Raw genomic sequence first — 24,995 nt, 5'->3', positions numbered from 1 at the left:
TTATGACAACTATCAAATGGCGGGTGATCCAGATTTACTAGTATTGTCCACACTCACCCGTGGTCAGAAATCGTTCACTTATATCGGTCGCTGAGACGCATCCCTGCGGACAGGATCAGTTCGTTTGTAAATGCCGATAACGGCCGATTTTCCTCAAATCCGATTGCGGACAAAAAATCTATAATCTCTCATCAAGGCCGTTGAAATTAGCGATGTATGATGACCATCCACGCTCAATCAGCCATGTGATCAGGAGCTTTGTCACTAGTATTGCTTAAACAATAGATTGATATTGCAAATTGAAACCTTGCTAAACACTATTCCTATCGGTAATTTTTGAACAATTCCTAATTGCAAATAATAGTGTGAAGCTGGGTGAGAAACAAATGGTGAGTAACGGTGACGGCATCACTTTTTCGGACGCTGGCCTAATCCAGGCCGACCGTATACTCCGTATTTCCACGCCATTGGGGACGGATATTCTTCTGCCGGAAAAGATGCAGGTTCGGGAAGAAGTTAACGGACTCTTTGAGGTCATAGTTAGCGTGAAATCCAAGCGCATTGATATCAAACCTGAAGAGATTGTTGGCATTCCTGCCRATGTTTCCATCGAGATCGCTTATGGTGAGCGGCGTCCTTGGAATGGTCTTGTCACCGACCTGCACGAGGGCCCGCCAGTGTCGCGCGGCTTGCGCTCCTACCAACTTACCCTTCGCCCACAGTTATGGTTGCTCTCTCAGCGGAGCGATCACCGGATATGGATGGATCAAAGCTCCGTCGACGTGATGCAGACCCTCTTGTCCGAGCATGGAATCAAAGCCGCTGTTACCGGCGGCATTATCACACCGCCACCACCAGAACACTACTCTGTCCAATATGGTGAGACCGATCTTGCGTATCTGACACGCCGTTTGGAGACAGATGGTCTGTTTTATTGGTTTGAGCACAAGGAAGGCGAACATACGCTCCATGTCGCAAGCCATACGTTTGGCTATACGGAGGGACCTGAGACGAATGTTCGCCTATCGGCGGGTTCCACTGATCGCAATCACCTCACCGGGTTTGAACGACACTACCAGTTCACCCCTGGAAAGCGTACCGGCGGCGACTGGAACTTTGAAATGCCGCGCGGGCCGCAGGGTGCCACCACGCCGTCCTTAGTCTCTCTTCCGAAGAATTCAGACTATGAACTCTTTGAGTATCCAGCCAAAGCGCTTGATCAAGCAGCTAACGAACGAGCCTCAAAACTGCGAATGCAGGCCGTTGAAGCCGACCACGAAAAGATATCAGGCGAATCCTCCGTGCGCACTTTGGCCGCCGGACGCAAATTTAAACCTTATGATGTCGCCCATGCCGAACATATCTACGAAGAATATGTTGTGACGGGAATCTTGCACACGATCATCGATCATTCTTATGAGACGATCGAAGATGGTTCGCTCGACTACTCAAACTCATTCATTGCCCTGCCGTCCCGGCTTCCAGCCACGCCCCATCGCACTACGCCACGCCCACGTATCGATGGCGTGCATATTGCGATTGTGTCCGGTCCGCCTGGTGAAGAAATCCACGTCGATGAATATGGCCGCGTGAAGCTGTGGTTCCCATGGCAACGTCAGAGGGCAAAGAAAGATGGTTCCGATACCAAATGGATCGAAGTGGTGCAGAACTGGGGTGGTGGAACATGGGGAGCACGAACCAATCCGCGCGTAGGCATGCAGGCTATCTGCAGCCACGAGAACGGCGATCCTGATAGACCTTATGTGATCGGTCTGGTCGCCAACCCGGACAATATGTCTCCGTATAAATTACCTGATCACAAAACCAAGACCGTCATCCGTTCCAACACTTACAAAGGGGACGGTACCGGCTTTAACGAGTATTCGACTGAAGATGCGCCCGGCCGCGAAAGCCAGTTCTTTCATGCACAGAAAGATCAGGCGACCAAAGTCCTCAACAATCAGACCAGCCGTGTTGATGCCAATGCTGTGCACTCAGTCGGCGCCAACAAATCACTCGAGGTTGGAGCCAATATGAGTCACCAGGTCGGTGGCGGATTGAACATGGTAGTTGGCGGTGTCGGCGGTGTCGTCAATGCGATAGCCGGCGGACAGTTGGCAGGTCTTGCCAGCAAGAGTGCAGGCATGTTGCAGCAAGCAATGGGCATTGTGACGGCAGCTGCAGCCAACAGTCCATCAAGCAGCAACAAGAATGCACAAACGGCTGCCGCGGCTGTTGGAGAAGGAGGTGGAAGCGGGCAGGCCGATGAAAGTTCCGGTTCTCCTGATGAAGCAGGCGCACATGCTGCGGCGATGGCAGCTGGCGCGTTGGGTAGTATGCTTTCCGGTATGGACCAGACCCGCGAAGGCATCAATGCGGCAACTGTCAGAGGGCTACGCACAGAGGGCGGCGCATCAATGAATGACGCGGGTGTGAAACTGGGGTCTCAGGTAGCATCAATGATTGGCAAAGGAATCTTCAATACGCTGGTCAGCAAGATGCAGAATACGAGTGTAGGTATTGCGCAAACCGAACAGGTGGGCGTGGCCAAGGTCGTGACCGTGGGACAGGTCTATAATCAGACGGTCGGCAGCACGAAGAACATCATGATTGGCAAGGAACTTTATGTCGGCGTGGGCGGTGGCACGGACAAGGATGGCAATGAGATCCCTCCAAAATCCATTCTCATCATGAAGGATGATGGCACCATCTTGTTGAAAGGCGTCCGGATTTACATTGACGCGGAAAGTCATGTGCAAATTATCGCGCCCATGCAAGATAATAATTAAGGTGGCACATGCCTAAATTACACAATGTCACCCCCTATCCGAATTTCCGCTACTACAGCCGGAATAACAACGATGACGAGTTTGGCATCGTGATGGTCAAAGCGACCTATGAACTCGCTCCTTCTGGTCGGCTTCTTGCCGCTGAAGAGCAAGCGCCATTGGTTTTTACGGATCTGTGCCATGGAGATGTAAACGTGACGTCGCTCTGGCATCCCTCTGATCTGGTTCCCAACAAACCAGCCACCGACGTCATTGTTAACGCTGTGGCAAGGAGCTCAGATGGGGTTGCCCGGCCATCTTGGGGGTGTGGTGTCAAAATTACCGATCACAAGGGCACAAGGGCCGAGAAGATTTTGCGCGTTACAGGACCGCGGGATTGGATGCCAAAATGGAAGCGGGCGCTTGGCGCTGACGAAGCAAGGAACTGGAAAGAACACAGAAAGCTATTCGATAGGTGGGAACTATCCGAACCGTCTCCGATTATTGAACTGCCGCTCCATTATGAATATGCTTACGGTGGCGAAATCTCCGCTGGCATGCGCGATGATGGTACACCTGCTTATGAAACAGATAATCATAACCCCATAGGAAAAGGTAAAATCAGTCGGGATTGGAGCAACCACACCCTGGCTGTTCCCGCACCGCAGATTGAGGATATTCACGATCCCATTAGCGATCCATTAAAACAATACACACCGCAGAGCTTTGGGCCGATACCGCCAGGATGGCTGCCACGGCGTCCGCTGGGTGGCACGTATGACCAGCATTGGATGGATAGTGTCTGGCCAAAATGGCCGGCGGATTATGATTTTGCCTACCACAATTCCGCTCACCCGGATCTGATCGTAAAACCTTATCTTAACGGGGGAGAGCGGATCACGCTTGTCGGTTTGACCACGGGCGTGTCGCATGTTGAATTTAACTTGCCAAGTGAAAAATTATTCGTGAAGTTTGTCCGAGAAGACGGACCAGTTGATCCTGTTGCGATGAACCTTGATACGGTATTTCTGGATATTGCGGCCCCTACACGTCGTGATTGGCGCGTTTATCTGTCCTGGCGCGTAAATTTCGAACCCAATGTATATGAATTTGCTGAGATTTATCACGACCTAGCTGCACCTTTGACTGTGCCCCAATGAGGAGTTGCCTAGTGACAATCGCCAATGTTTCTGCACGAAAATGTGCATCCAATGTCATTGTATCCACTTCACCCGATGTCTGCTTGACACCGGTTGGATCAAGCATGGTGCCAATCGCGTATTCCTCTATTGCCTTTCTCGATACCGCTATTCGCTATTCAAAGTCGGTTCGCAACAATGGTAAATTTGACTTCCAATTAAATTCGCGGACATCCTGTTCGACAGGTCACGAAGCGGGAACTGGCCGAGGTGTAAAAGTGCCCGGTTATCTCGGTCCAGCTCATGTGGAAGCCGCTGTAGACTTCGTTTATTCCGAAGGTTGGGCGACATGCAGCCATCGCGATCCTGCTTGGATAAACAGACCGGACCCTGGTCCGCTTGAACCGCAAAAGACTGTCGCATCCATAAAAGTTTAAATCACTAATGTGCGGAGCGCTCTATGGATGATGGTGGAGAAACACAGCCAGGCATCGAAACTGGCGACAACCCGAGCCGCAATGCGGTGCCGACGGGCGAACGCACCATTCCCCATACGTATGAGTCGATTGTACCAGACAATGGCGAGGCACAGCTCATTGTTGACGCGACAGCCCCACCTGACCCCTATTATTGTCCGCAATCGGACGCAGAGAAAAAATGGATAGAAAACGCCAACGGTTGGAAGAATAAATACATTTCAGCCATGGAAGCACAGCTAAAAGATAGAAGCTGGCTCGATAATCTATTTTCAAGCGAACAAGATGTACGGGATAGCATCAGTTGGGCCCAGAATAGTCTTCCGTCAGAGTGGATGGGGAGACCGACCCAACATCTGACTTTGACAGGCTGGAAAGATGAGCGTGCCAGCCATCCAGATCATTTCAGAATGAAAATGATCGAAGGCTACTATGCAAAAATGTTTGAGGCACAAAAGAAAGGAGATACGGTCGAGTTCAGCAGACTTTGCCAAGAGAAGAACAAGATCAACGAAAGTACATCAGATGCCGGAGAGCAGGCAAAGTTTTATGGTGGCTTGGTAATAGATGGTCTGATTAATGCCGCGATAGCCAGAGCTATGAGTGGTGGTGGCCGGGGTATCTTCCGCATAAGGCCTCGCGTGACGACCCCGCGGGCTCCGGTAAATACACGACCTACCACAGTTCCGAATACTCAGAGGCCACCCACCCCGCCGGTTACCACAGGGGAGCCTGTTAACATCACAAATGGCGAATATCTCGAGACATGGAATGATTTTGTTATTCCCGGAACATTTACCTTCAACGGTGCGCGCTATATGGGCCTAAACCTCGGCCTTCCCGGTCGATACACCAGCCCCCTCGGACCATGTCAGATTTCGATGTTTGATGAGATCATCTCCAACCCGGAGCGTGGCAAACTTCGTCTTCATGACAGCGACGGCCGGCGGATTGAATTTAATCGCCCGTTCAATTTCCTTCCATCGATCAATCCTGCTTATCCGCATCTGGAATTAAAGGCTCCCTGGCTCAAGGAGTTGCGACTGAAAGACGGTCCAATCACCAAAAGTTTCCGGCAGTATGCCGATGGCTTCTACCGTTTGGAAAAGATCGAAGACCTCAATGGATTCAGCCTGGTTCTGGTGCGATCTGAGACTGGTGTTCTGACGCACGCGAACGGCCCGGACGGACTGTCACTGTCTTTCGAGAATGATGCCAAGAGCCTGCGCAAAAGTATTGTTCTCACTGGAACTGATGGGACAGAGCTGCAACTAGCCACATATGGTTACGACGTGCGAGGGCGCATGATCAGTGCCAATTGCACGTTCGGCATGTCAGTACATTATCAATGGCAGGCTGATCGTGACCTGCTGGAAAGCTGGCACAACTTTACACGCGTGTCAGAAACCCGTTTTTCCTATGACGATGCAGGACGCGTTGTTGACACCCAAACAAACGGCATTTGGAATAACGACCGCTTTGCCTATTTGCCCGGAGAAACCGCTTACGCTCCAGGCGGCGCCGACGTTAGTACACAGCGATTCCGCTACGATGCCTGGCAAAACGTCACTGAGGAAATCGATGCACTTGGCGGTACAGTTGCGCATCGATATGACGGGAGTGGTTTTCGCGTTGCCACTATCAACCAATTGGGAAACGAGACCTCCACACGCTATGATATTCGCGGGAATATCAAGGAGTTTACCGATGCCGAAGGTCGTACCACAACCTATGGCTGGGGCGACGACGGTGAACTTCAAATCGTCATTGATGGAGCGGGAAATCGCAAACGCTATGAGCATGACGACCGCTCCAATGTCATTGTCGAAACGGACTCGGAAGGCAACGCAACAAGACTCGTGCGCGATGCAAAGAGTAGGGTAATCCAGCTACATTTCGCCAACGGCGGTATTGAGCGTCGGACGTGGGACGAATTCAACCGCCTTGTTTCGATTACCGATGCCAAAGGGCGTGCTACTTTATTTGAGTACGACGTTTTTGGTCGCCTCATCACAACAACTGACCCGTCGGGGGGAATCAGCCGACGTGCTTACCACGCCGCCGCTGGAGGATTCTATACGCCAACTGAAATAACCCGCCCGGACGGGGTGTCGATTACCCGAGGATTTGATGAACAGGGATTGCTCTCCATGATGCGTGATGGTGAGGGTCGGGCATGGCGCTACCAAAACGGCGCCTTTGGTGTGTTGGAAGAGATCATCGATCCAAAGGGTGGGAAACTTGCATTCCAATATGATGTCGAAGGACGTGCGATTTCGCTTACCAATGCACTTGGTCGGTCATATAGATTCCGCCGGGACGTTGCTGGTCGTGTCATTGAGGAAACTGATTTCGATGGGCGTACCACATATTATGACCGCGATGCTGCCGGTCAGGTTTTTCGCCTGTTAAAACCCGATGGTTCGAAGCTGGAGTATTCCTACGACAAGTCAGGACTGTTGACACGCATACAAGGCTTCAATTCCGGTGGGGCAACCGAGGATACAACGAGATTTTGGTATGACGCACGGGGTCTCCTCACCCAAGCCGAGAATACGGCTGCTCTCGTCGAATTTGAACGTGATCGCAATGGTCGGATTATTGCTGAAAGCCTGAACGGCTTGCGTTCCAAATCTGGCCACGATTCCATGGGCGCGCGCATCCTTCTCGATATGACTGGGATGGGCGGTGGCATTACGAAATTTATTCGCGATCCTTTGGGCGTTGTCGAAAAGCTCGTGTTGGGCGAGACGAGCTTTTCAATCACGCGCGATGTTCTGGATCGTGAGGTGAAACGCCATTCTGCATCCGGTTTTACGCTTGACCAACAATATGACATTGCCGGACAGCTTGTCACTCAGCGTGCAGGCTCTGCTCATTCCGGTCCGCGTGTGGTCACACCTCTTGGCGCAACAATTGCGAGCGCAGGAACCTCGAAAACGGTAAACTGTCAGCGGTTGTACCAATATGACCGTGCTTTCGCGCCTGTCCGCGTAGATGATGGGCTTTGGGGCGAGACGAAACTTGCCTATGACGACAATGGCCAACTGGCCTCATCGACGAGTGCGGCCGGCGAGGAAAGATTTTCCTACAGCGCTGCCCGCAATATTGCAGGCACCTCGTCACGTGTCCCCGGAGCGGGTTATGGTGGCGCAAGTTTCCGCACACCTCCGCAAGAAACCTGGGTGTCGACACCCGGGGGGGTGGTGCAGATTGCACGCGGTCCGCATGGGGAGCGTGTACGCCTTGTTCATGATGAATGTGGTCGGCTCATTGAGAGACGAGTTGAGCGGGATGGCTTTCGTCCGCAACGCTGGCGATATGGTTGGAATATCCACGATCAACTCGTCTCCTGTATTGATCCAGAAGAAGGCCAATGGCACTATCGTTATGATCCGTTCGGAAGACGTGTTGCAAAAGTGAAGCGGTTTTCACAGAACGAACGACGCCAAGCACATCTGATGTGGCCGAACCTCATCGGCAACGACGACAGTATTACTTGGCCACCGTCACAATCCGTATCAGACAAAGATACGTCTGTCCCGAGTTCCCACGCCCCCTCCGTCGGCACCGCCTATCTCTGGGACGGCGATCATATGGTCGCAGAGGCGCCGCTCCATCTTGATGGGCATATTGCCTGGCATAAGGCCATTCGCTGGCACCACGATGAAGATAGCGCCCACATCCTTTTTGCCAAGCAGCTCCCCGAAGGAGCAACAATGCCGGATGGGACAGTCCTGTCAGAATCAGCGTTGTTTCCCATTATATGCGACCATCTTGGAACACCCAAGGAGATGTTCGATATCCGAGGCGATCTTGTCTGGGCGGCAGACCATTACGTCTGGGGTGCAGTGCGCTCGGCCCGCGCCTTTGGCAGCCATGCTCCAAAACCATCCCATGATCCTAATCCTGTCGAGCTTGATTGCCCGTGGCGCTTTCCGGGACAATATGAAGATCGCGAAACCGGGCTTTATTACAACCGCTACCGTTATTATGATCCACTGACCGGCCAATATGCCTCACCTGATCCTATTGGACTGGCGGCTGGCGACCGGCCACAGGGATATGTTGCGAATCCAGTCCGATGGACCGATCCGTTGGGATTGCAGGCGCGAGGGCCGGATGGAAAGTTTCTACCCGCAAACGGTCTACCGGGACCAGGGAGCACCTTTGCCGGACGAGTAACAAGTACTTTTAGACAACGAGGATATACGGTTTATGAGAACGTGACAGTTCGTATCGACGGCAAGGTCGTTTCTTATGCTGACCAAGTCGCCGTAAAGGGTCGGGAGGTGTTGGTGCTTGAATCGAAGAGCGGAAGGAAGACTCTTTCAAGCGGTCAGCAAACGGTGCAAAACGCTATTCGCGACGGAAAGCCAATTGAATTTAGTGGACCTAATGCTCCTAATCTAAGTGGAGTAATTACTCCCAACAAACCTATGGTGTTGCCGAGTGGTAGCTATATACGTGTAACCCCAGACAGCTTTTAAGGTAAGAAATGTCACGTGAATCGGAAACAATAGTCAACGCCATTCGAACCGAATTTCTTTCTTCCGGCTGCAAGAAAGCTGGGCATATCGATTATTTTATAGGTGCAGACGATAGTTTAATGGTCTGCTTCTTCACCAAGATTGTCGGCAAACAACAAAAGATTGAAACCTCCATTGATTTACGAGTGAGGGCTTTGAATGAATTATCATTTTTCATTTCAGAATATGGCACCACTTACAGGGGAAAAGAGATATCCGGGCCTTTCCCAGGGCGGTTTAAAATCGGCGAGACAATGCACGTGTCCGGACCTTGTTCTTTTAGCATGTTTAGATATGGCCAAGAGGTAGTGCTTGCAGGAAGCATCAATGAACATGTTGTAAAGTGCATGAAAATTGGAAAAGAAATGATTTCGTCTAACGGGAACATCGGAGATCTTGTAGCTAAGAACTTGAACCGCGAGCCGCCTGTTGAAGATGTAGTTGTGAGTGAAATTTTTCTAGAGAATTTTCAGTCGGCTCGGAAAATTGTCGAAAGTAACCGTCTGCCGGACGGTGGGTTTATTCGATCTTTTCTAAAAAAGTCAGATCAATATCTCGCCTCGCTTGGCTGTTAGTATCCAAGATTTTCGTACATTTGAGTGCGGCACCGTCGTTTGACAAGAGATGTCTTTCCAACACTGTCAACTCAAGGGTGCCCAAGACAAGATAATGAAGCATATACATTTCTTTGCAAAAGCAGCAGATATCGTTCCTGTCCTATAGCGCTTTGAACAGAATGAACCACTCAAGTTCATTGAAATCGGGGCATTTAATACGCCCAATTTGGAGCCGAATTGGTAGGCGAGAACCAATATTACTAAACCGTGCATCCCCTGCCTTATCCCGGTATCTTCCCGCCCGGCCGATATTGCATCATTGTAAAGTTGGATGAGAGTGATTGAAGGAATAACGGCCAAAAACCTTTCGTACATTGCGTATTCCAGCTCGATGCGTCGATCAGGATGTCCGTTAGCCAGTCACGGCGCTGCAACAGATATGATATCTCTCCCATCAAATACACATCGTCGCAAGGATGATTCACCTTATCGATGATCCGGCTACGGCTTGATTTAAGGCACTTGGTTTTCCGCATTGCATATTCCCTAGAACTTTCCGATGACATTAAGGAAGACGCCCTGATCGTTGAGGGTCAGGTCTCTGAGGTCATCGGAGAAGTTGCCGAAGTTATAGCCGACGCCAACCTTGAAGTTCTCGCCGACATGGCGGTAGAGGGCAACGAGGGCGCCGAAGTCGGTAGTCTGAGCTTCAGGCATGTACATGACCCGTCCTTCCAGAAGGCCATCCCAGTTCTTGACGATGTGCAGATCGGTACGGATGATGCCAAGATGCGCCGATGAGGTCTGCCAGTCGTCGTACTTCTCGCGGTCACCTTCGAGCAGCCGCTGGCGCACCTCGCCGTAGCGGAAGCCGTATTTGCCGCCGACGGACAGCCACGGGAAGAGATCATAGTTAAAATCCGCCGACAGGATATGGCTGCGCTGCGAGGGGCCATATTCATCACCGGTTACGGCACTGACCTGGTTCTGACCGGGCGAGTCGTAAAGCCAGGTATATTTGAACAGGGCGTTCAGCCGGTCATTCTCGACAGGCCGGTAGGCGTAACCGAGTGAAGCCTCGACATAATTGCCATCGCGGAACGAGCCCTCGGAGTTTGAATCCGATAGCACCGCATCGACATTGAACAGGATGCGCCAATTGTCGTTGGTCTTCCAGTTCACACCCGTAGCAAACAGATAGGTATTGCGGTCGCGGGTGTTGTCGTCTGAATCCTCAAAGCGTGCTTCACCACGAATGCGCGCGGTGATCTTGTCATTGTCCTTGTAGCCAATGGACAGGGAGACAGCCTTGCGGTCGAAGTCGGAGCGATCAAGTCCGGTGTCAGGATCAACAGTATCATCTTCGATGGTTCCAGCTTCAAAGCCGCCATCGATTGTCCATTGCTTGTCCGGTGTATAGACCACGCCATAGGACTTGGTCAGCGAATCTCGCCGGCCAAAAAGGTCGTAATTGTTCTCCGCATAGGCAGACCAGTATTCATCGAACTTGCGCCGTGCGCCGATGACGATGGAACCCTTGTCGACGCCGGACAGATCATAGGAGCGTTCCAGATCATAGGCACGGTCGGGATCAAGCCGGTAACCGATATAGTAGCTGTCATCGGCTGTCGGGTTATAGACAATGCCTGCCAGCCCACCCAGACCATTGGTGCCGTAGGAGACCTCGCCTTCCAGATCGATCTTGTCGGTCAGCTTGTACTTTGACCCGACGCCGATGCGATCACCGCGATCGATGTCGCCGGAGTGCGACAGCGTCCCCTGACCAAAGGCATAATAGGTGTGATCGGCATCGGGCGCATATTCCACCCGCACGCCTGCATCAAGACGTGATCCATTATAGCCCGACTTGCGTACCGACGAGGCCCGCGGGTTTGACAGATCCGTATAGGTGACACCGAAGGCGACCTTCCAGTATTCATCCAGCTGCTGCGTAATGGCGGCGCTGCCCTTGCGTTTGGTGCGCCCGCCAAGCTCCCTGCCATCAAATTCGCTGCGGGCATTGGATTCGGTAAAGTCATCATAGGCAAGGTTGAACTTGGTATTCTTGGTAATCTCCACATCCGCATGCGCGCCCCAGATGCGCTGATCAACCGATATCTGGTCGGAAAGCGTGGAGAACCCGGCCTCTTTCTGCTCGTAGTAAGCACCAACAGTTCCCTTGACCCCGCTCTTGGTCAAATCTTCAAGATCAACCTGACCCTTGGCCCGCCACGCCATGGCCGCCCGATCACGCGTGCCTGTGGTGTCGACATCGCTCAGCGTCAGACCACCATCGGTCGAACGCGACGAGCCGAAGCCCGGGCCCTTGGAGTGCGAGACTTCTGCCTCAAGAAACGTCTTTTCCGAATGCCGTATCTGGATATCGGCGCCATAAGCCTGCTGGTTGGCGAGCCCGGTATTCTCGTTCATGCCGGTTACGCCGATGCGCACCTTGTCATCGAACCATTTTTGCGCGCGTCCGCCATAGACATAGCCATCAAGATCACCCGCCACCGGCGTGAACTCATATTGCGAGATCAGGTAGACCTTGTTGCCGCCAAGTGCGCCCTCGCGCACCGGACCTGTTGTTCCCGTCGACGAGGACAATGGGCGCTTCAAGATCACCACGCCCTGCAGATAGTCGAATGAATAGTCTTCGCCATAGCGCAGCGTGCGTCGCTCGATCACCTGATTGGTGGTAGAATCGCGGATCTCCACGGTCACCGTTTCCGAACCGACCGTAATGTCCTGACGGCGCATGAAGTAGGCGGAACCGCCGGTTCCCAGAAACTCGTCGCGCTGCGGCAGCGTATCAGGCTGGGCGGCATAGAGCGTGACCTCTGTCTCGCGCTCGCCAAACGGTGTGGTCGCCTCCGAGCGGTAGACGCCGCTTGCACCATAAAGCGCGCGCTCGGAGCGCATGAACTCCGTGCCCTTGATGATCGCCTTGTAATTGCCCCACATCACATGGCTGTCGCCGCGATCAAGCCGGACAAAGAACTTGCCATTGGTCGGTGCATCGTCGATCACGGTCGAGTCATCGCCATAGATCGGATAGAACTGATTGGGATCGATCCGGCGCAACAATTGCCGCGGGTCCTTTGAATCAAGCCCGCGGAACATGTTCTCCAGCTTGTCCTCACCGGTATCGCCAGCGGCCGTCAAAAGATACTTTCCCTTGATCTTGCCTTTCACATAAAAGGCCAGCCGACCCTTGGTATAGACACTGTCATATTCGCCCTCGCGCACCGTTTCGATGTTCTTGTCACCAAAACGCTTGCCGACGGTAAGGTCCGCAATGGCCACGTAGAACCAGTCATTCTTCGGGATGTTGATCTGCCGCTTGAAGTCAAGCGCACTGCCCTTCAAGGAACCCAGAACCGCCACATCCACATCATGATCGCCGGGCGGCAGAATGCGCTGCATGACAAAGGCATGATCAGGATCAGTCGGGATCGTGTCGCCCAGTGCCCGCACCCGGTAGCCTTCAGGCACATTGCGCCCATAGACGGTAACAGCACCGCCATAGACCTGAATGTTGCGTAAGGCCGTATTGTCATCGCCCATGCCAGGCGCAACCGCATCCGTTACCTTGCCCTGATTTTCTGGAGGCAATTCACGGTCCGTACGCGCCAGCGACAGCGGCGTCGTCTCGTCATAGCGCGCCTTGTCGTCATAGACGCGCAGGACATATTTGAACCGCGTCTCATCGTTCTTTGTCGGCGGCATCACCCAGCCCGCCTCGCCATTGACCGCAACCGGAATGACCGCCACGGGCGTTTCGGTCACCGAATCCTTTGCTTCAAAAATGCGGATTTCCGAACGCGTGATGAAGGCCGGATAATTTGACGTCGCAAGAAAGCGGACCGGTTCTCCCACACGGTAGGAGCGCCGCACCGGTGTTGTCGACACATTCAGCAGCGGCTTTGTATCAAGCCCGTCGAACTTGACCTGAATGTCGACGGCACTCAAACCAACATCGGCCTTGCGCTGAAGATTGGCGGCTTTGTTCGCAACCGCCGGCGTTGATTTTACCGCCTCGGTGGCTGGCTTTGCCGGCTTTTTGCTTTCCACAACAGGCTCGCCGTCGACGCTGATCGAAAAGGGAATGTTTCCAGCCTCTCCAGGCTTCTCCTGTTCGACATTGGGCGCAATACGCGCGCCTTTGACGGCTGTGCTGTTATCCAGAACCTGACCCCGCAGCGCACTGGTGCAAGCCGTATCCAGACATTCCGGCTTGCCCGTCTGTTCCTGCGCAAGGGCCGGGCCAAAACCCGTGCCGAGGAACGCACAACCGGCAAGCAGCAGGCGGTAGCGCAGCTTTGACGACAGGCTGCTATTCTTGTGAGATGAGTTGGCGCGGATCGTTCTCATTTGCCTGCCTCCACGCGTGTCTCAATGTTCAGTTCGTACTCACCTCCGGCCGATTTCCACCGTCTGGCTATTTCCTCCTGAATGGCCTCCATGCGCTCTTGTGTAAGCGGCGTGGCGGAACCGGCGACATAGCTGATGCGCAGCGTTGACGGCTTTTCCTTCAACACCATGATCAATTGGTCGATGCCCTTGTCCCACTGCTCTTTCAGTGTGTTGCCGCCAGCCTCAAAGGCGTCGTCCTTCAGATCAAGCCTGACCACACGGCCCAGCGAAGCGCCAAAGTTCAGCGAGGACATCTTGCCCGCCGTCAACCGGATCACCCGCGGGTTCTCCGTCGTCAGCCGGTATCCCGTCGGCAATGTGCGTGGGTCAAGCTTCATGATGAAGTTCGAACCGATACGGCTGTCGGGAAGATCGGCACAGGCCACATGGAAGCGCCCGAACTTGTCCGTGGTGATCAACAGACCACGCACCGTGACAACCCGCACGCCCGGCAGCCCCGGCTCACCCTGATCCTGATAGCCATTGCTGTTCAGATCATCAAAAACCTTGCCGACGATATCACCGCAATCGAACACCGGCTCGACCACGATCTCCACCGCGGCACTTGCATCCGGCGCAAGCCTGTTGCCGCCCGGACCCGTCACCTGCGCCCGGTTGACATGTTTGCCCGGACCTGCGGAGCTCAACGCGAGCATCTGCAGCCGGATCACAACTTCAGCCTTCGGCCCAAGCGCAATATTCTCGAACAGCACACTCAACCCGTTGATCACAGGCGTCGCCGCAACCCCGTTGATCGTCGCCGAACCATCCACATAGCGGAATCCTGAAGGCATCCGGTCAATCACATTGACCCCGCCAACATTGCTGTTCGTCTTGTTCGTCACCTTGATGGTGAACGGTGCCTTCTCACCGCGCCTGATCTGACGCAACCCTGCCTGCTTCGTGATCGTCACGTCGGAAGGTTGGGCCGCAGGCAGATCCAGAACCGCTTTTGCCTCCGCAGCATCCACGGCAGTCCCGCCGGTAGCCCCGCCCCGGTAATAACCGCGCGCCGTCGCCTTGTTGAGAACACCATCCTTGACACCAGCTGCGTCATCCACATCCGACTGCGCCAGCTTGTAGGTCGCCGTGAATGTATGTGTCTGACCCGGTGCAATGGCTGTGGGACCCGGCGAGAATGCGCTGAGCTTACCTGCTGCAGGCTTCCCGTTGAAGGTCGGCCCCGCATCGACAGGGGCAATGTCATTGACAACCACATTGCCCGTATTCTTCACCACGAAGCTGTAGGTGATTGTATCGTCGGCATCCACAAACCCGTTGCCGTTCACATCCGTGATCTTGCCTGCCTTGGTGACCTCGATTTTCGGATCCTGCTGGATCGGCGTCGTTGTCGCACTTGGCGCACTGGCAACAGGCGTTCCCCCGCTGGACGGTGTTCCCGACGCGGTCGCAGAATTGACGACTTGTCCAGCATCGAGATCCGCCTGAACAAGCGTATAGCGGGCGGTAATCGTTGTGCTGTCCGCCTGACCTGGCGTGAGCAGCGTGATCGGTCCACCGGAAAGAACCACATTCGGCAAGGCGTCCGCTACAGTGACATTCGTCAAGTCCACATTGCCTGTATTGGTAATTGTGAATGTATAGTTGATCGTCGAGCCAACGGTGTTGCCCGATGGCTGTCCGGCGGTCTTGACAACAGTCAACGCGGCAATCGGCGTAACAGGCGTCGTTACCTGACTGGGCGGGCTGGTAACGGTATTGCCGCCAGTTGCCGGCGTGCCGGATACTGTCGCGGTGTTGACAACTTTTCCGGTATTCAGATCGGCCTGGGTCAATGTATAGCGTGCCTTGAACGTCCCCGTATCCTGCGCACCGGGCGCCAAGTCAATCGGCCCACCCGTCAGCACAACGCCGGGAAGACTATCGGCCAGCGCAATGCCCTTTATGGTAACATTGCCGGTATTCTTTACGGTGAACGTATAGTCAATCGTCGAGCCGACCGTATTGCCCGATGGCGTTCCCGCCTTCTTTTCGACGCTCAGCCCGGGGCTCAACGTCGCCTTGACGGTTACCGTTGCAACCGGCGACGTCGTCGTCCCGTCTGTGGCCTTTGCGTTGTTGGTCACAGAGCCGACATCCAGATCGGTTTGCACGATTGTATATGTACCCGTGCAGGTCAGCGTTGCCTTTGGTGCAAGCCCACCCGTTGGCAGCGCCGGACAGGATACTGCCGCAATCTTGTCGTCCGTCACGGCAATGGCTTGCGTGATCGTTACATTGCCGCTGTTGGTCACGACGTAATCATATGTGACCTTGCCACCCACTGCGGTGTACGGATCACCAGAGGTTGCTTTCTTGACCAAACTGAGGGATGGCGTTGCCTTGATCAAGGCGGTTGCCGTGCCTGACCCGGACACAGCCGCACCTGTTGGCGGGTTGCCGGTGACGGTCGCTGTGTTTACGACTTTACCCGCGTCGATATCCGCTTGCTTGAGTTTGTATTGCGCCGTGAAGGTTGTCGTGTCTTCAGCATTTGGCAACAGTTCGGGGATCGGACCACCGGTCAGTACAATGCCGGTAAGCGGATCAGCGAGCGTGATATTCTTGAGGGTTACGTTACCGGTGTTCTTTACCGTGAAGGTATAATCCACCGTTGCATCCACCGTATTGCCCGAAGGCACACCTGCCGCCTTGACAAGCGTAATCGCAGGCGCTGCGGTAATATTTGTGATCACCTGACCATTGGCAGTGACCGGTTTGTTATCCGGAGTGAGGCCGTTTGCGATGACTTTGTTGGTGACAGAACCGTGATCGATATCCGCCTGTGTGAGCGTATAGACAGCCGTGAAGGTTGTTGTATCGATGCCGGCCGGGTTGAGCGAGGCAAGCGGTCCACCGGTCAATACAATACCGGCCATCTGGTCCGCCAATGTAATGGTGTTCAATGTCACATTGCCGGTATTCGTGATCTTGAAGGTATAACCGATCGTTGAACCCACGGTGTTGCCCGAGGGTGTGCCGGCAATTTTCTCAACAGTCATGGCAGGCGCCGACGTTATTGGCGTCGATACCGTCGCGCTATCACCTGTTACCGCCGGGCTGTTGGCAGGTTTGCCTGATACGGTAGCCTTGTTGTCAACCTTGCCGGCGTTGATGTCGGTCTGGGTAAGCGTATAACGCGCCTTGAATGTTGTGGTGTCCTCCTTGCCCGGATCAAGATCGATCGGACCGCCGGTCAATACGATCCCGGCCAACACGTCGGTGAGGGTGATATTCTTCAGAGTCACATTGCCAGTGTTCTTCACCGTGAAGGTGTAGTCGATAGTGGACCCGACAATATTGCCCGAAGGGGTTCCCGCCTTTTTCTCGACTGTAATGGCAGCTGCTGCAGGAATGGGTGTCGAGACAGCGCTCGTATTCGTAACATCAGGCCCGGCAGGCGGGGTGCCTTTTACATCCGCTGCGTTGTCAACCTTGCCGTTGTTTACATCTGTCTGGGTCAGCGTGTAGATGCCGGTGCAGATCGTCGTCGCATTTGGCGCCAGTTCCGTGGCAGCACACACCGGTGGCGACGTCAGCTTGTTGTCGGTTACAGCAATGGTTTTCAACGTCACATTGCCGGTATTTTTGACGGTGAATGTGTAGGTGATCGTCGAGCCAGCCGTGTTGCCTGTCGGCGCCGCCGCCTTTTTGTCGACGGTAATGCTTGCTGCCGATGTGATCGGTGATGTCACAGTGCCATCGCCCTTGACCACTGTGCCATTGGGAGCAGTGCCGGATCCGGTCACGGTGTTTACAACCGAGCCTCTGTCAACGTCTTCCTGCTTAAGCGTGTAGACAGCGGTGAACGTCGTTGTGTTCACGCTACCTGGTTCAAACGTGGCAATCGGACCGCCGGATAGAACCACGCCAGCCAATTGATCCGAGAGCGCAACATCTTTCAGGGTCACATTGCCGGTGTTCTCGACCCGGAAAGTGTAGCTGATCGTCGAACCTACGGTGTTGCCGGATGGTGCGCCTGCAAACTTTTCAACTTTCAGGGACGGTGAAGCGGTGATGTTCACTGTCGCTTCATCACTGGCCGTAATCGCAGAGCCAGTCGGCGGTGTTCCACTTGCCGTTGCCTGATTGACCACCTTGCCAGCGTTCACATCGACCTGCGTCAGAACGTAGGTACCGGTACAGGTCGTGCTGATGCCGGGTTCCACGGTCGTTGCCGCACAGACAGGCGCAGCCGTGAGTTTGGTGTCGCTGATCGCTATTGAGGTCAGCGTGACGTTCCCGATATTCTGGACAACGAACGTGTAAGGAATTGTCGAACCGGCTGTGCTGCCCGACGGCACCCCAGCTGTCTTCTTCAGCGACATTCCAGGTGCGGATGTCACCGGAGTGGACGTGTTGGAGTTGTTGCTGGTGACCGTGGGAGACCCGCGCGTGGGCGTGCCGGTTGCATTGGCAGTGTTGTTGACAACGCCGGCATTCACCTCAGTCTGCGTGATCGTATAGGTACCCGTACACTGGGCCACTTCTTTCGGATCAAGAGTGGTCTTGTCGCACGTGATCGTCGCAATCTTTGCATCGTGGACGACAATACCGGTGATCTTCACATTGCCCGTGTTGGTGACGGTAAATGTGTAGGGAAGTGTCGAGCCTTGCGACTGACCTGACAGGGTTCCGGCATTCTTGACAATGGTCAGTGCGGCGGCGGCAGGAACATTCGTTGTGAAACTGTCAGGCGGGCTGGTAATAATCTTGTCCGTCGGTGTCCTGCCCGAAGCAGTTGCCGTATTGAAAATGGTTCCGTTCTCAATGTCGGCCTGTTTCAGGGTATAGTCAGCAGTGAAGGTCTTGGTCTCCCCCGGCTGCATCGTGTAAGGGCCACCACTCACATCAACGTCAATCCTGTTATCGGCAACATCGACCAATGTAAGCGGTATATTGCCAGTGTTGGTCACCACAAAGGTGTAGTGGACAATCGATCCTGCAGTGTTTCCTGTCGGCGGCGTGGCCGACTTGACGATGACCAGTGAGCCTTCTTCAGGAATGGTCTTTTCTTTTATTGAGGGCGGGCTGACGACGGATTTGCCACCTGCTGTTTGACCGGCCGCCGTTGCCGTGTTTGTCACCTTGCCAGCATTCACGTCGGCCTGGGTCAGGGTGTGCGAGCCGGTACAGGTCGTCTGCGCACCGGGAGCAAGCGCCGTCACTGGGCACGTTGCGGCGGCATCCAATTTGCCGTCACTCACAGAGATATTTGTCAGCGGCAGATTGCCGTTATTCGTTACAACAAAAGTGTAATCGATCTTTGAACCGGCCCTGTTTTGCGCAGGCGTTCCGGCAACGACATCCTTGACAATAACAAGCGACGGCTTTTGCTCAATCGGCGTATCCGTGGAACTCTGCAAGCTTGGAACAGCAACTCCATTGCTATCGGTTCCCGACGCCGTCGCACTGTTGGTGACGTGCCCGCGGTCAATGTCTGCCTGGGTGATCGTATAGACACCGGTAACCGTCTTGGTTTCATTGACAGCAAGCGTGGCGATGGGATTACCGGTCAGGACAACGCCCGCAAGGGATTCCGTTACCGTCACATTTGTCAGCGGAAGATTGCCGGTATTCTGCAAGGTGAAAGTGTAAGGGATGGTCGACCCCACAACACTGCCGGTTGGTGTTCCATGGGTTTTAACCAGGCTGAGTTCTGGAGCCTGTCTGATGCTGACGACGGCGCTGTCATCGTCCTTAACAGTCGCGCTTCCGGATGTTCCAGTGGCCTCCGCCGTATTGACGACCTCACCCTTGTTCACATCCGCCTGGGTGATCGTGTAGGTAGCCGTGAATACATGCGTCGCGTTGGGCGCAAGCGAAACCGGCCCGCCAGGAACGGTGAGAAGCGGATCGGTAACATTGACAGCGGTCAATGGAAGATTGCCAGTGTTTTTAACGGTAAAGGTATAGACGATGGTCGAACCTGCACTGTTGCCCGATGGCGTACCGGCAGTCTTGACAAGGTTGATAGCTGGTGCCGCCGCGATAGGGGTCGTCGTCTGCGATGGATTGCTGACAACCGGCGATGTACCGCGCGAAGGTGTCCCGCTCGCTGTTGCTGTATTGTCAACCCTACCGGCGTTCACTTCCCCCTGCGTGACCAAATAAGTGCCTGTGCAGGTCGTCACAGCCTCCGGTGCGAGCGAGGTTGCATTGCAGGTGATATTTGTCAGCTTCGGATCATTGACGGCAATATTGGTGACGAGCACATTCCCCGTATTGGTAATCTGGAACGTGTAGACAATCGTTGAATTTTCCGTGTTCCCCGACGGCGCGCCTGCCCGCTTGACGAGGGAAAGGGCCGATGCCGCTGTGATGGGTGTGGACGTTGTTGATGGCGCACTGCTCAGCTCCGCTCCACCACCTTGCGGCGTGCCCTTTGCAGTCGCACTGTTGTTGACGACCCCCGCCTCGATATCCGCCTGAACAAGCGTATAGGTAGCCGTGAACGTGGTCGTATCAACGGCGCCGGGCACAAAAGTCGCGATGGGACCACCTGCCAGAATAATGTTCGGCAGAAGATCGGTCACTTTGACATTCGTCAGGGTAACGTTGCCGGTATTCTCCACCCTGAAGGAATAGGTAATAGTGTCGCCAACCCGATTGCCCGTTACGGGGCTGGCTGTCTTGAGGATAGTCAGATTGGGCGTACGCGTGATTGGCGTTGCGGTTGTGTCCGGCGGGCTCGTTACGCCGGATCCAGTTGGCGATGTACCTGTTGCCGTGGCGCTGTTGTTTACCGTTCCGCCATTGACTTCATCCTGCGTAACCGTGTGGGTGCCGGTACAGGTGGTGTCGGCACCGGGGGCGAGCGTCGTGACAGGGCATACCGCCGCTGCATTCAGCTTTGGATCGTTGATCACCAGGCCGGTAAGGGTCACATTGCCTGTGTTGACGACCTTGAACGTATAGCTGATCGTTGCTCCCGCGCTGTTGCCGGTGGGAGTGCCCGCCTGCTTGTCAACGGTCAGGGCCGGGGAACGCGTCAGCGGTGTATCGGTGGTTGATGGTCCACCGGTGATAACCGGACCCGATGGCGGCGTTCCGCTGACAATCGCGGAGTTCGTCACCCTGCCGGCATTCACCTCGGCCTGCGTGATGGTGTGGGTACCCGTACAGGTCGTATCTGCTCCGGGAGCCAGTGTCGTGGTCGTGCAGACCGCGGCTGCATCCAGCTTCACATCGGTGATGGCAATTGCCGTCAATGTGATGTTACCGGTATTCTTCACCGTGAACGTATACGGAATGGTCTGACCGGCCGCATTACCGGTAGGAGTGCCCGCAACCTTGTTGATCGTGATGGACTTTGACTGCGTGATCGGCGTGGTCTTGGCTGATGGCGTGCTGGTAACAGGACCCGTTGGCGATGTACCGGTCGAGGTCGCACTGTTGACAACCTGTCCGGCATCGACGTCCGTCTGGGTGATCGTATAGGTGCCTGTGCAGGTCGTGTTTGTGCCGGGCAGCAGTGTCGTCGTGGCGCAGACCGGGGCTGTGGTCAGCTTGGAATCATTCACGCCGATATTCACGAGCGTCGTATTGCCCGTGTTCTCAACGCGGAACGAATAGGTGATTGTCGAGCCGGGAGTGTTGCCGCTTGGCGCACCGGCCGACTTGTCGATTGTAATCGATGACGTGCGGGTCAGAGGCGTCGATGTACCATCGGGGCTGCTGATGGTCCTCGGACCAGTCGGTGGCGCGCCATTGGCGGTCGCAATATTGTCGGCAGTGCCCGCGTTTACTTCGTCCTGCGTGATCGTATGGGAGCCTGTGCAGGTGGTGCTGTCGCCGGGCTGCAATGTTGTTACCGGACATGTGGCCGGGCTGCTCAGCCGCGCATCATTGATGCCCACGGTTGTCAGTGTCACATTGCCGGTGTTCTTGACGACAAACGTATAGGCAATTGTTCCACCCACAGCATTGCTGGTTGGGGTGCCAGCGGACTTGTCGATCGTCAGTGCCGGTGCACTGGCAAGTGGTGTTGCGGTTGTGCTGGGCGAACTCGTGATGGCGCCACCGGTTGGCGGCGTACCGCTTGCGGTCGCGCTGTTGTTGGATGTCCCGGCATTCACCTCAGCCTGTGTAATCGTATGCGTGCCAGTACAGGTTGCACTTGCGTTTGGAGCAATGCTCGTTACATCGCACACCGCTGCAGCATTCAGCTTGGCATCGTTGATGACCACAGCCGTCAACGTAACATTGCCGGTGTTTCTGACCGTGAACGTGTAGGGTATCGTTGAACCCGCCGTAGCGGCCGTTGGCGTGCCCGCAACCTTGGTAACGCTCAGAGAGGCTGACCGCGTAAGAGGTGTAATGGCCGTCGAATTGGCACTGTTAACAGGATTGCCATCCGGTCCTTTGGTGGTTGCCTGCGCCGTATTGTTCGACGTTCCCGCATCAACTTCAGCCTGCGTGATCGTGTGCGTACCCGTACAGGTGGTCACAGCGTTGGGCGCAAGTGTCGTCTGGGCACAGGTCGCGGCCGCATCAAGCTTTGCATCGTTGATGACAAGATTGGTCAACGTAACGTTGCCGGTATTCCTGACGCTGAAGGAATAGCCAATCGTCGACCCGACCGAATTGCCGGACGGAGCGCCGGCCGTCTTGGTGAACGAAACAGAGCCCGTGCGTGTCAACGGTGTAGACGTCGGGCTTGGCGCACTGGTGATGGGGGTACCCGCAGGCGGCGTGCCGGTTGCCGTCGCACTGTTGTCGACCTTACCCGCATCAACTTCAAGCTGCGTGATCGTATGCGTTCCTGTGCAGATCGTACTCACATTCGGCGCAAGCTGCGTAACAGGACACGTTGGACCCGGCGCAGGGATTTTTGGATCCGTAACGACAATGGAACTCAACGTCACATTACCCGTGTTCCTCACGGTAAATGTGTACGCAATCGTCGACCCGGCCGTGCTGCCTGTCGGCGTCCCTGCCGCCTTGACGACCGTCAGAGCGCCAGCAGCAGCAATAGGGGTGCTCGTCCCACTAGGCGGCGTCGTGATCGGCGTAGCACCACCAGGCGGCGTTCCTGTCGCAGTCGCACTGTTGATGACAACCCCAGCATCCACCTCCGCTTGTGTGATTGTGTGTGTACCGGTGCAAACCGCAGTCGCGCCGGGAGCCACTGTGCTCGGACATGTAGCAGGAGCATTCAACTTCGGGTCTGTGATCGAGAGGGGTGACAGCGCTACATCACCGGTATTGGTAATGGTGAAGCTATACTGGATTGTCGATCCGGCGGTTGTCCCCGACGGAGTTCCGGCGCTTTTTACCATCGTCATCGATGGTCGCTTTGGCGTATTGGTGAAGGTACAGGTAATATCGTCGCCAGCCGTCGGGGTTACCGAGAAGCTTGTTCCCCCCCCCGATGGCAATGTGGTGGTTGCACCAGTTTTGGCGTTTGTACAGGCTATCACGCCACCGTAAAGCGCGATTGGGCTGGAACTGCCGCTGGCCATAGCTTCCGACAGGGTATAGGAGGTGCCGACGGTGATATTGGAAAGCTGCGCCTGGCCGTTCGCCGCCGCACCGGCTCCCGTAGTTGTCGCGCTAATCGGGCCGTTGGCGCCAGCGATCGTCAAGGCAAACTGGTCAGTTGCCGCGACGCGTGTGCCGGTCAGTGCTTTCTTGACAGTAATGCGGGCATCGTCATCAAGGATCGTATAGGTCGAGGTACCATTGGCAGCTGCACCACAGGTTGTCGCGCTGGCGATGGTGTACGACCCCGGATTGGCCGTCATGGTAAACTGAATGGTCTTGTTCGCCTCAATGACCGTATCGTTTACGATCGAAACACCGGTCGCAATGCTCTGCGTTCCGTCATAGTCACCAGCGGGAATGGTGACATTAAACGTGTTCGTCCCGTTTGGTGTTGTATAATCTGTACCGAGCGTGGCTGTGCCGCTCAGTGCTACCTGTACAGTTATTGCCGAGGTCAGCGTCCCTGCGATGCGGAAGGCTGGCAAATTTGCAGTCGCAATGCTTTCAGCACCTGACGCACTACCGGGCTGGAACTCCACGTAAGGCGACAAGGTGATCTGAATGTTATCAAGGAAGTTACCGACACTACCCGCATTACCAGACGCAAAGCCAAGCGTCTGGACACCGGAGTTTCCGTTATAGGTGTAGGTGCCACTGCGATTGAACCAGGAAGAAGCATTCGCCACGGAGGTGAAAATTACACTCGTGTTTGGAGCATTCAGTTCAGGCGTGGGAGCAATGTTGAATATTGCTGTTTCTGTGCCACTCGTTGCACGACGGCGATGCGAAAACTGCCAACTGAACTGTTCGCCCTTGACGAGGCAGATGTTCTGGTAAAGACGCGATTGCACGTTCGCGTTCAATTCAACGAACTGCGATCCCTGCGCAGCAGGAACACCCTGAAAGCCAGTCGCCCACATTTCGATAAGCGGGCCACTCGTCGTGTTGGGCTGAAGAGTACAACCACTGCTCGTCGCGGCGGTGGGGTGCGACGTACTCCAGCCTGGAACCTGACTATCCGACAGAAATGCAAGACAGTTTGTGCTGCCGAGATTTGGGCTCTCAAAACCCTGATTGACGAAACTGCGCTGAACCTGCGCGAAGGCACTGCCCGGCAATGCAGTACTGAAGAGGGCTAATATGAGGACAAAGAGAAGTGAGAGAGGCGAATGGAATTTCCTGATGATGTTTGCGCCACTGTGTCTCAATTAGCCCACCCAATTCAATTTTAAATTGAACATATTATTATGCTCAACCTTGGGTAGTTTAACCGGATACAGCGTTCAGGGCGCTGGAAAGCGCAACAGAACGCAAAAACGAAAAACCCCCAGCCCCACACTGCGCAATCATCAGATCGCACTCTTCTTGTATGCGCCCCAATAAGTTGGGGTCAACACACAAATCGGGCTTTTCCAACAGCATACGGAAGTTGAAAATTAGTGTTCACTCATAATCCGGAGCTATTCACCTGGACATCATTCGGAGTACACCAAATCCTTGTCTGTTATCTTGCCGTATGCTTCTGAAGATAATTCAATTAAATCAATTATTTGGAAACTACACCCGAATTTATTCTATTATAGATATTTTGAACATAAATAATCTTGGAAATACCTTTGTATTG

At 54.6% G+C, this 24,995-nt stretch carries 7 protein-coding genes; 5 read left to right on the top strand and 2 right to left on the bottom strand.

Features of this window, described 5'->3' with window-relative positions; all coding sequences use genetic code 11:
* Positions 1-386 precede the first annotated feature (386 nt).
* The 5 genes from AB4Y96_RS13175 to AB4Y96_RS13155 are packed head-to-tail and all read left to right on the top strand — an operon-like array spanning position 387 to position 9,487.
* Positions 387-2,789: a type VI secretion system Vgr family protein gene (locus AB4Y96_RS13175; protein ID WP_441917900.1), complete on the top strand. Its 2,403-nt coding sequence runs from the start codon at positions 387-389 to the stop codon at positions 2,787-2,789.
* 8 nt (positions 2,790-2,797) lie between these two features.
* Complete coding sequence (locus tag AB4Y96_RS13170; RefSeq protein WP_441917899.1) at positions 2,798-3,928, top strand: DUF2169 family type VI secretion system accessory protein; 1,131 nt, start codon at positions 2,798-2,800, stop codon at positions 3,926-3,928.
* A gap of 11 nt (positions 3,929-3,939) precedes the next feature.
* A complete protein-coding gene (locus AB4Y96_RS13165; protein WP_441917897.1) occupies positions 3,940-4,344 on the top strand; it encodes a PAAR-like domain-containing protein in 405 nt (134 codons plus the stop codon).
* A gap of 23 nt (positions 4,345-4,367) precedes the next feature.
* Positions 4,368-8,873 carry an RHS repeat-associated core domain-containing protein gene (locus tag AB4Y96_RS13160; protein WP_441917895.1) on the top strand — a complete coding sequence of 1,502 codons (4,506 nt, stop codon included), beginning with the start codon at positions 4,368-4,370 and terminating at the stop codon, positions 8,871-8,873.
* 8 nt (positions 8,874-8,881) lie between these two features.
* Positions 8,882-9,487 (top strand): hypothetical protein, encoded by a 606-nt coding sequence (locus tag AB4Y96_RS13155; RefSeq protein WP_441917894.1) that lies wholly within the window; start codon positions 8,882-8,884, stop codon positions 9,485-9,487.
* 528 nt (positions 9,488-10,015) lie between these two features.
* Here AB4Y96_RS13155 and AB4Y96_RS13150 read toward each other — a convergent pair.
* Entirely contained in the window at positions 10,016-13,843 is a 3,828-nt protein-coding gene (locus AB4Y96_RS13150; RefSeq protein ID WP_441917893.1) for a TonB-dependent receptor, read from the bottom strand.
* Positions 13,840-24,579 carry a beta strand repeat-containing protein gene (locus AB4Y96_RS13145; RefSeq protein WP_441917891.1) on the bottom strand — a complete coding sequence of 3,580 codons (10,740 nt, stop codon included), beginning with the start codon at positions 24,577-24,579 and terminating at the stop codon, positions 13,840-13,842. Before AB4Y96_RS13145 ends, AB4Y96_RS13150 begins: the two co-directional genes overlap by 4 nt.
* Between the last annotated feature and the right edge of the window lie 416 nt (positions 24,580-24,995).

This window comes from Phyllobacterium sp. TAF24 (genome assembly GCF_052113785.1).
GTDB lineage: Bacteria > Pseudomonadota > Alphaproteobacteria > Rhizobiales > Rhizobiaceae > Phyllobacterium.
The sequence above is the reverse complement of the archived record's forward strand: the minus strand, read 5'-3'. Positions and strand labels throughout refer to the sequence as shown.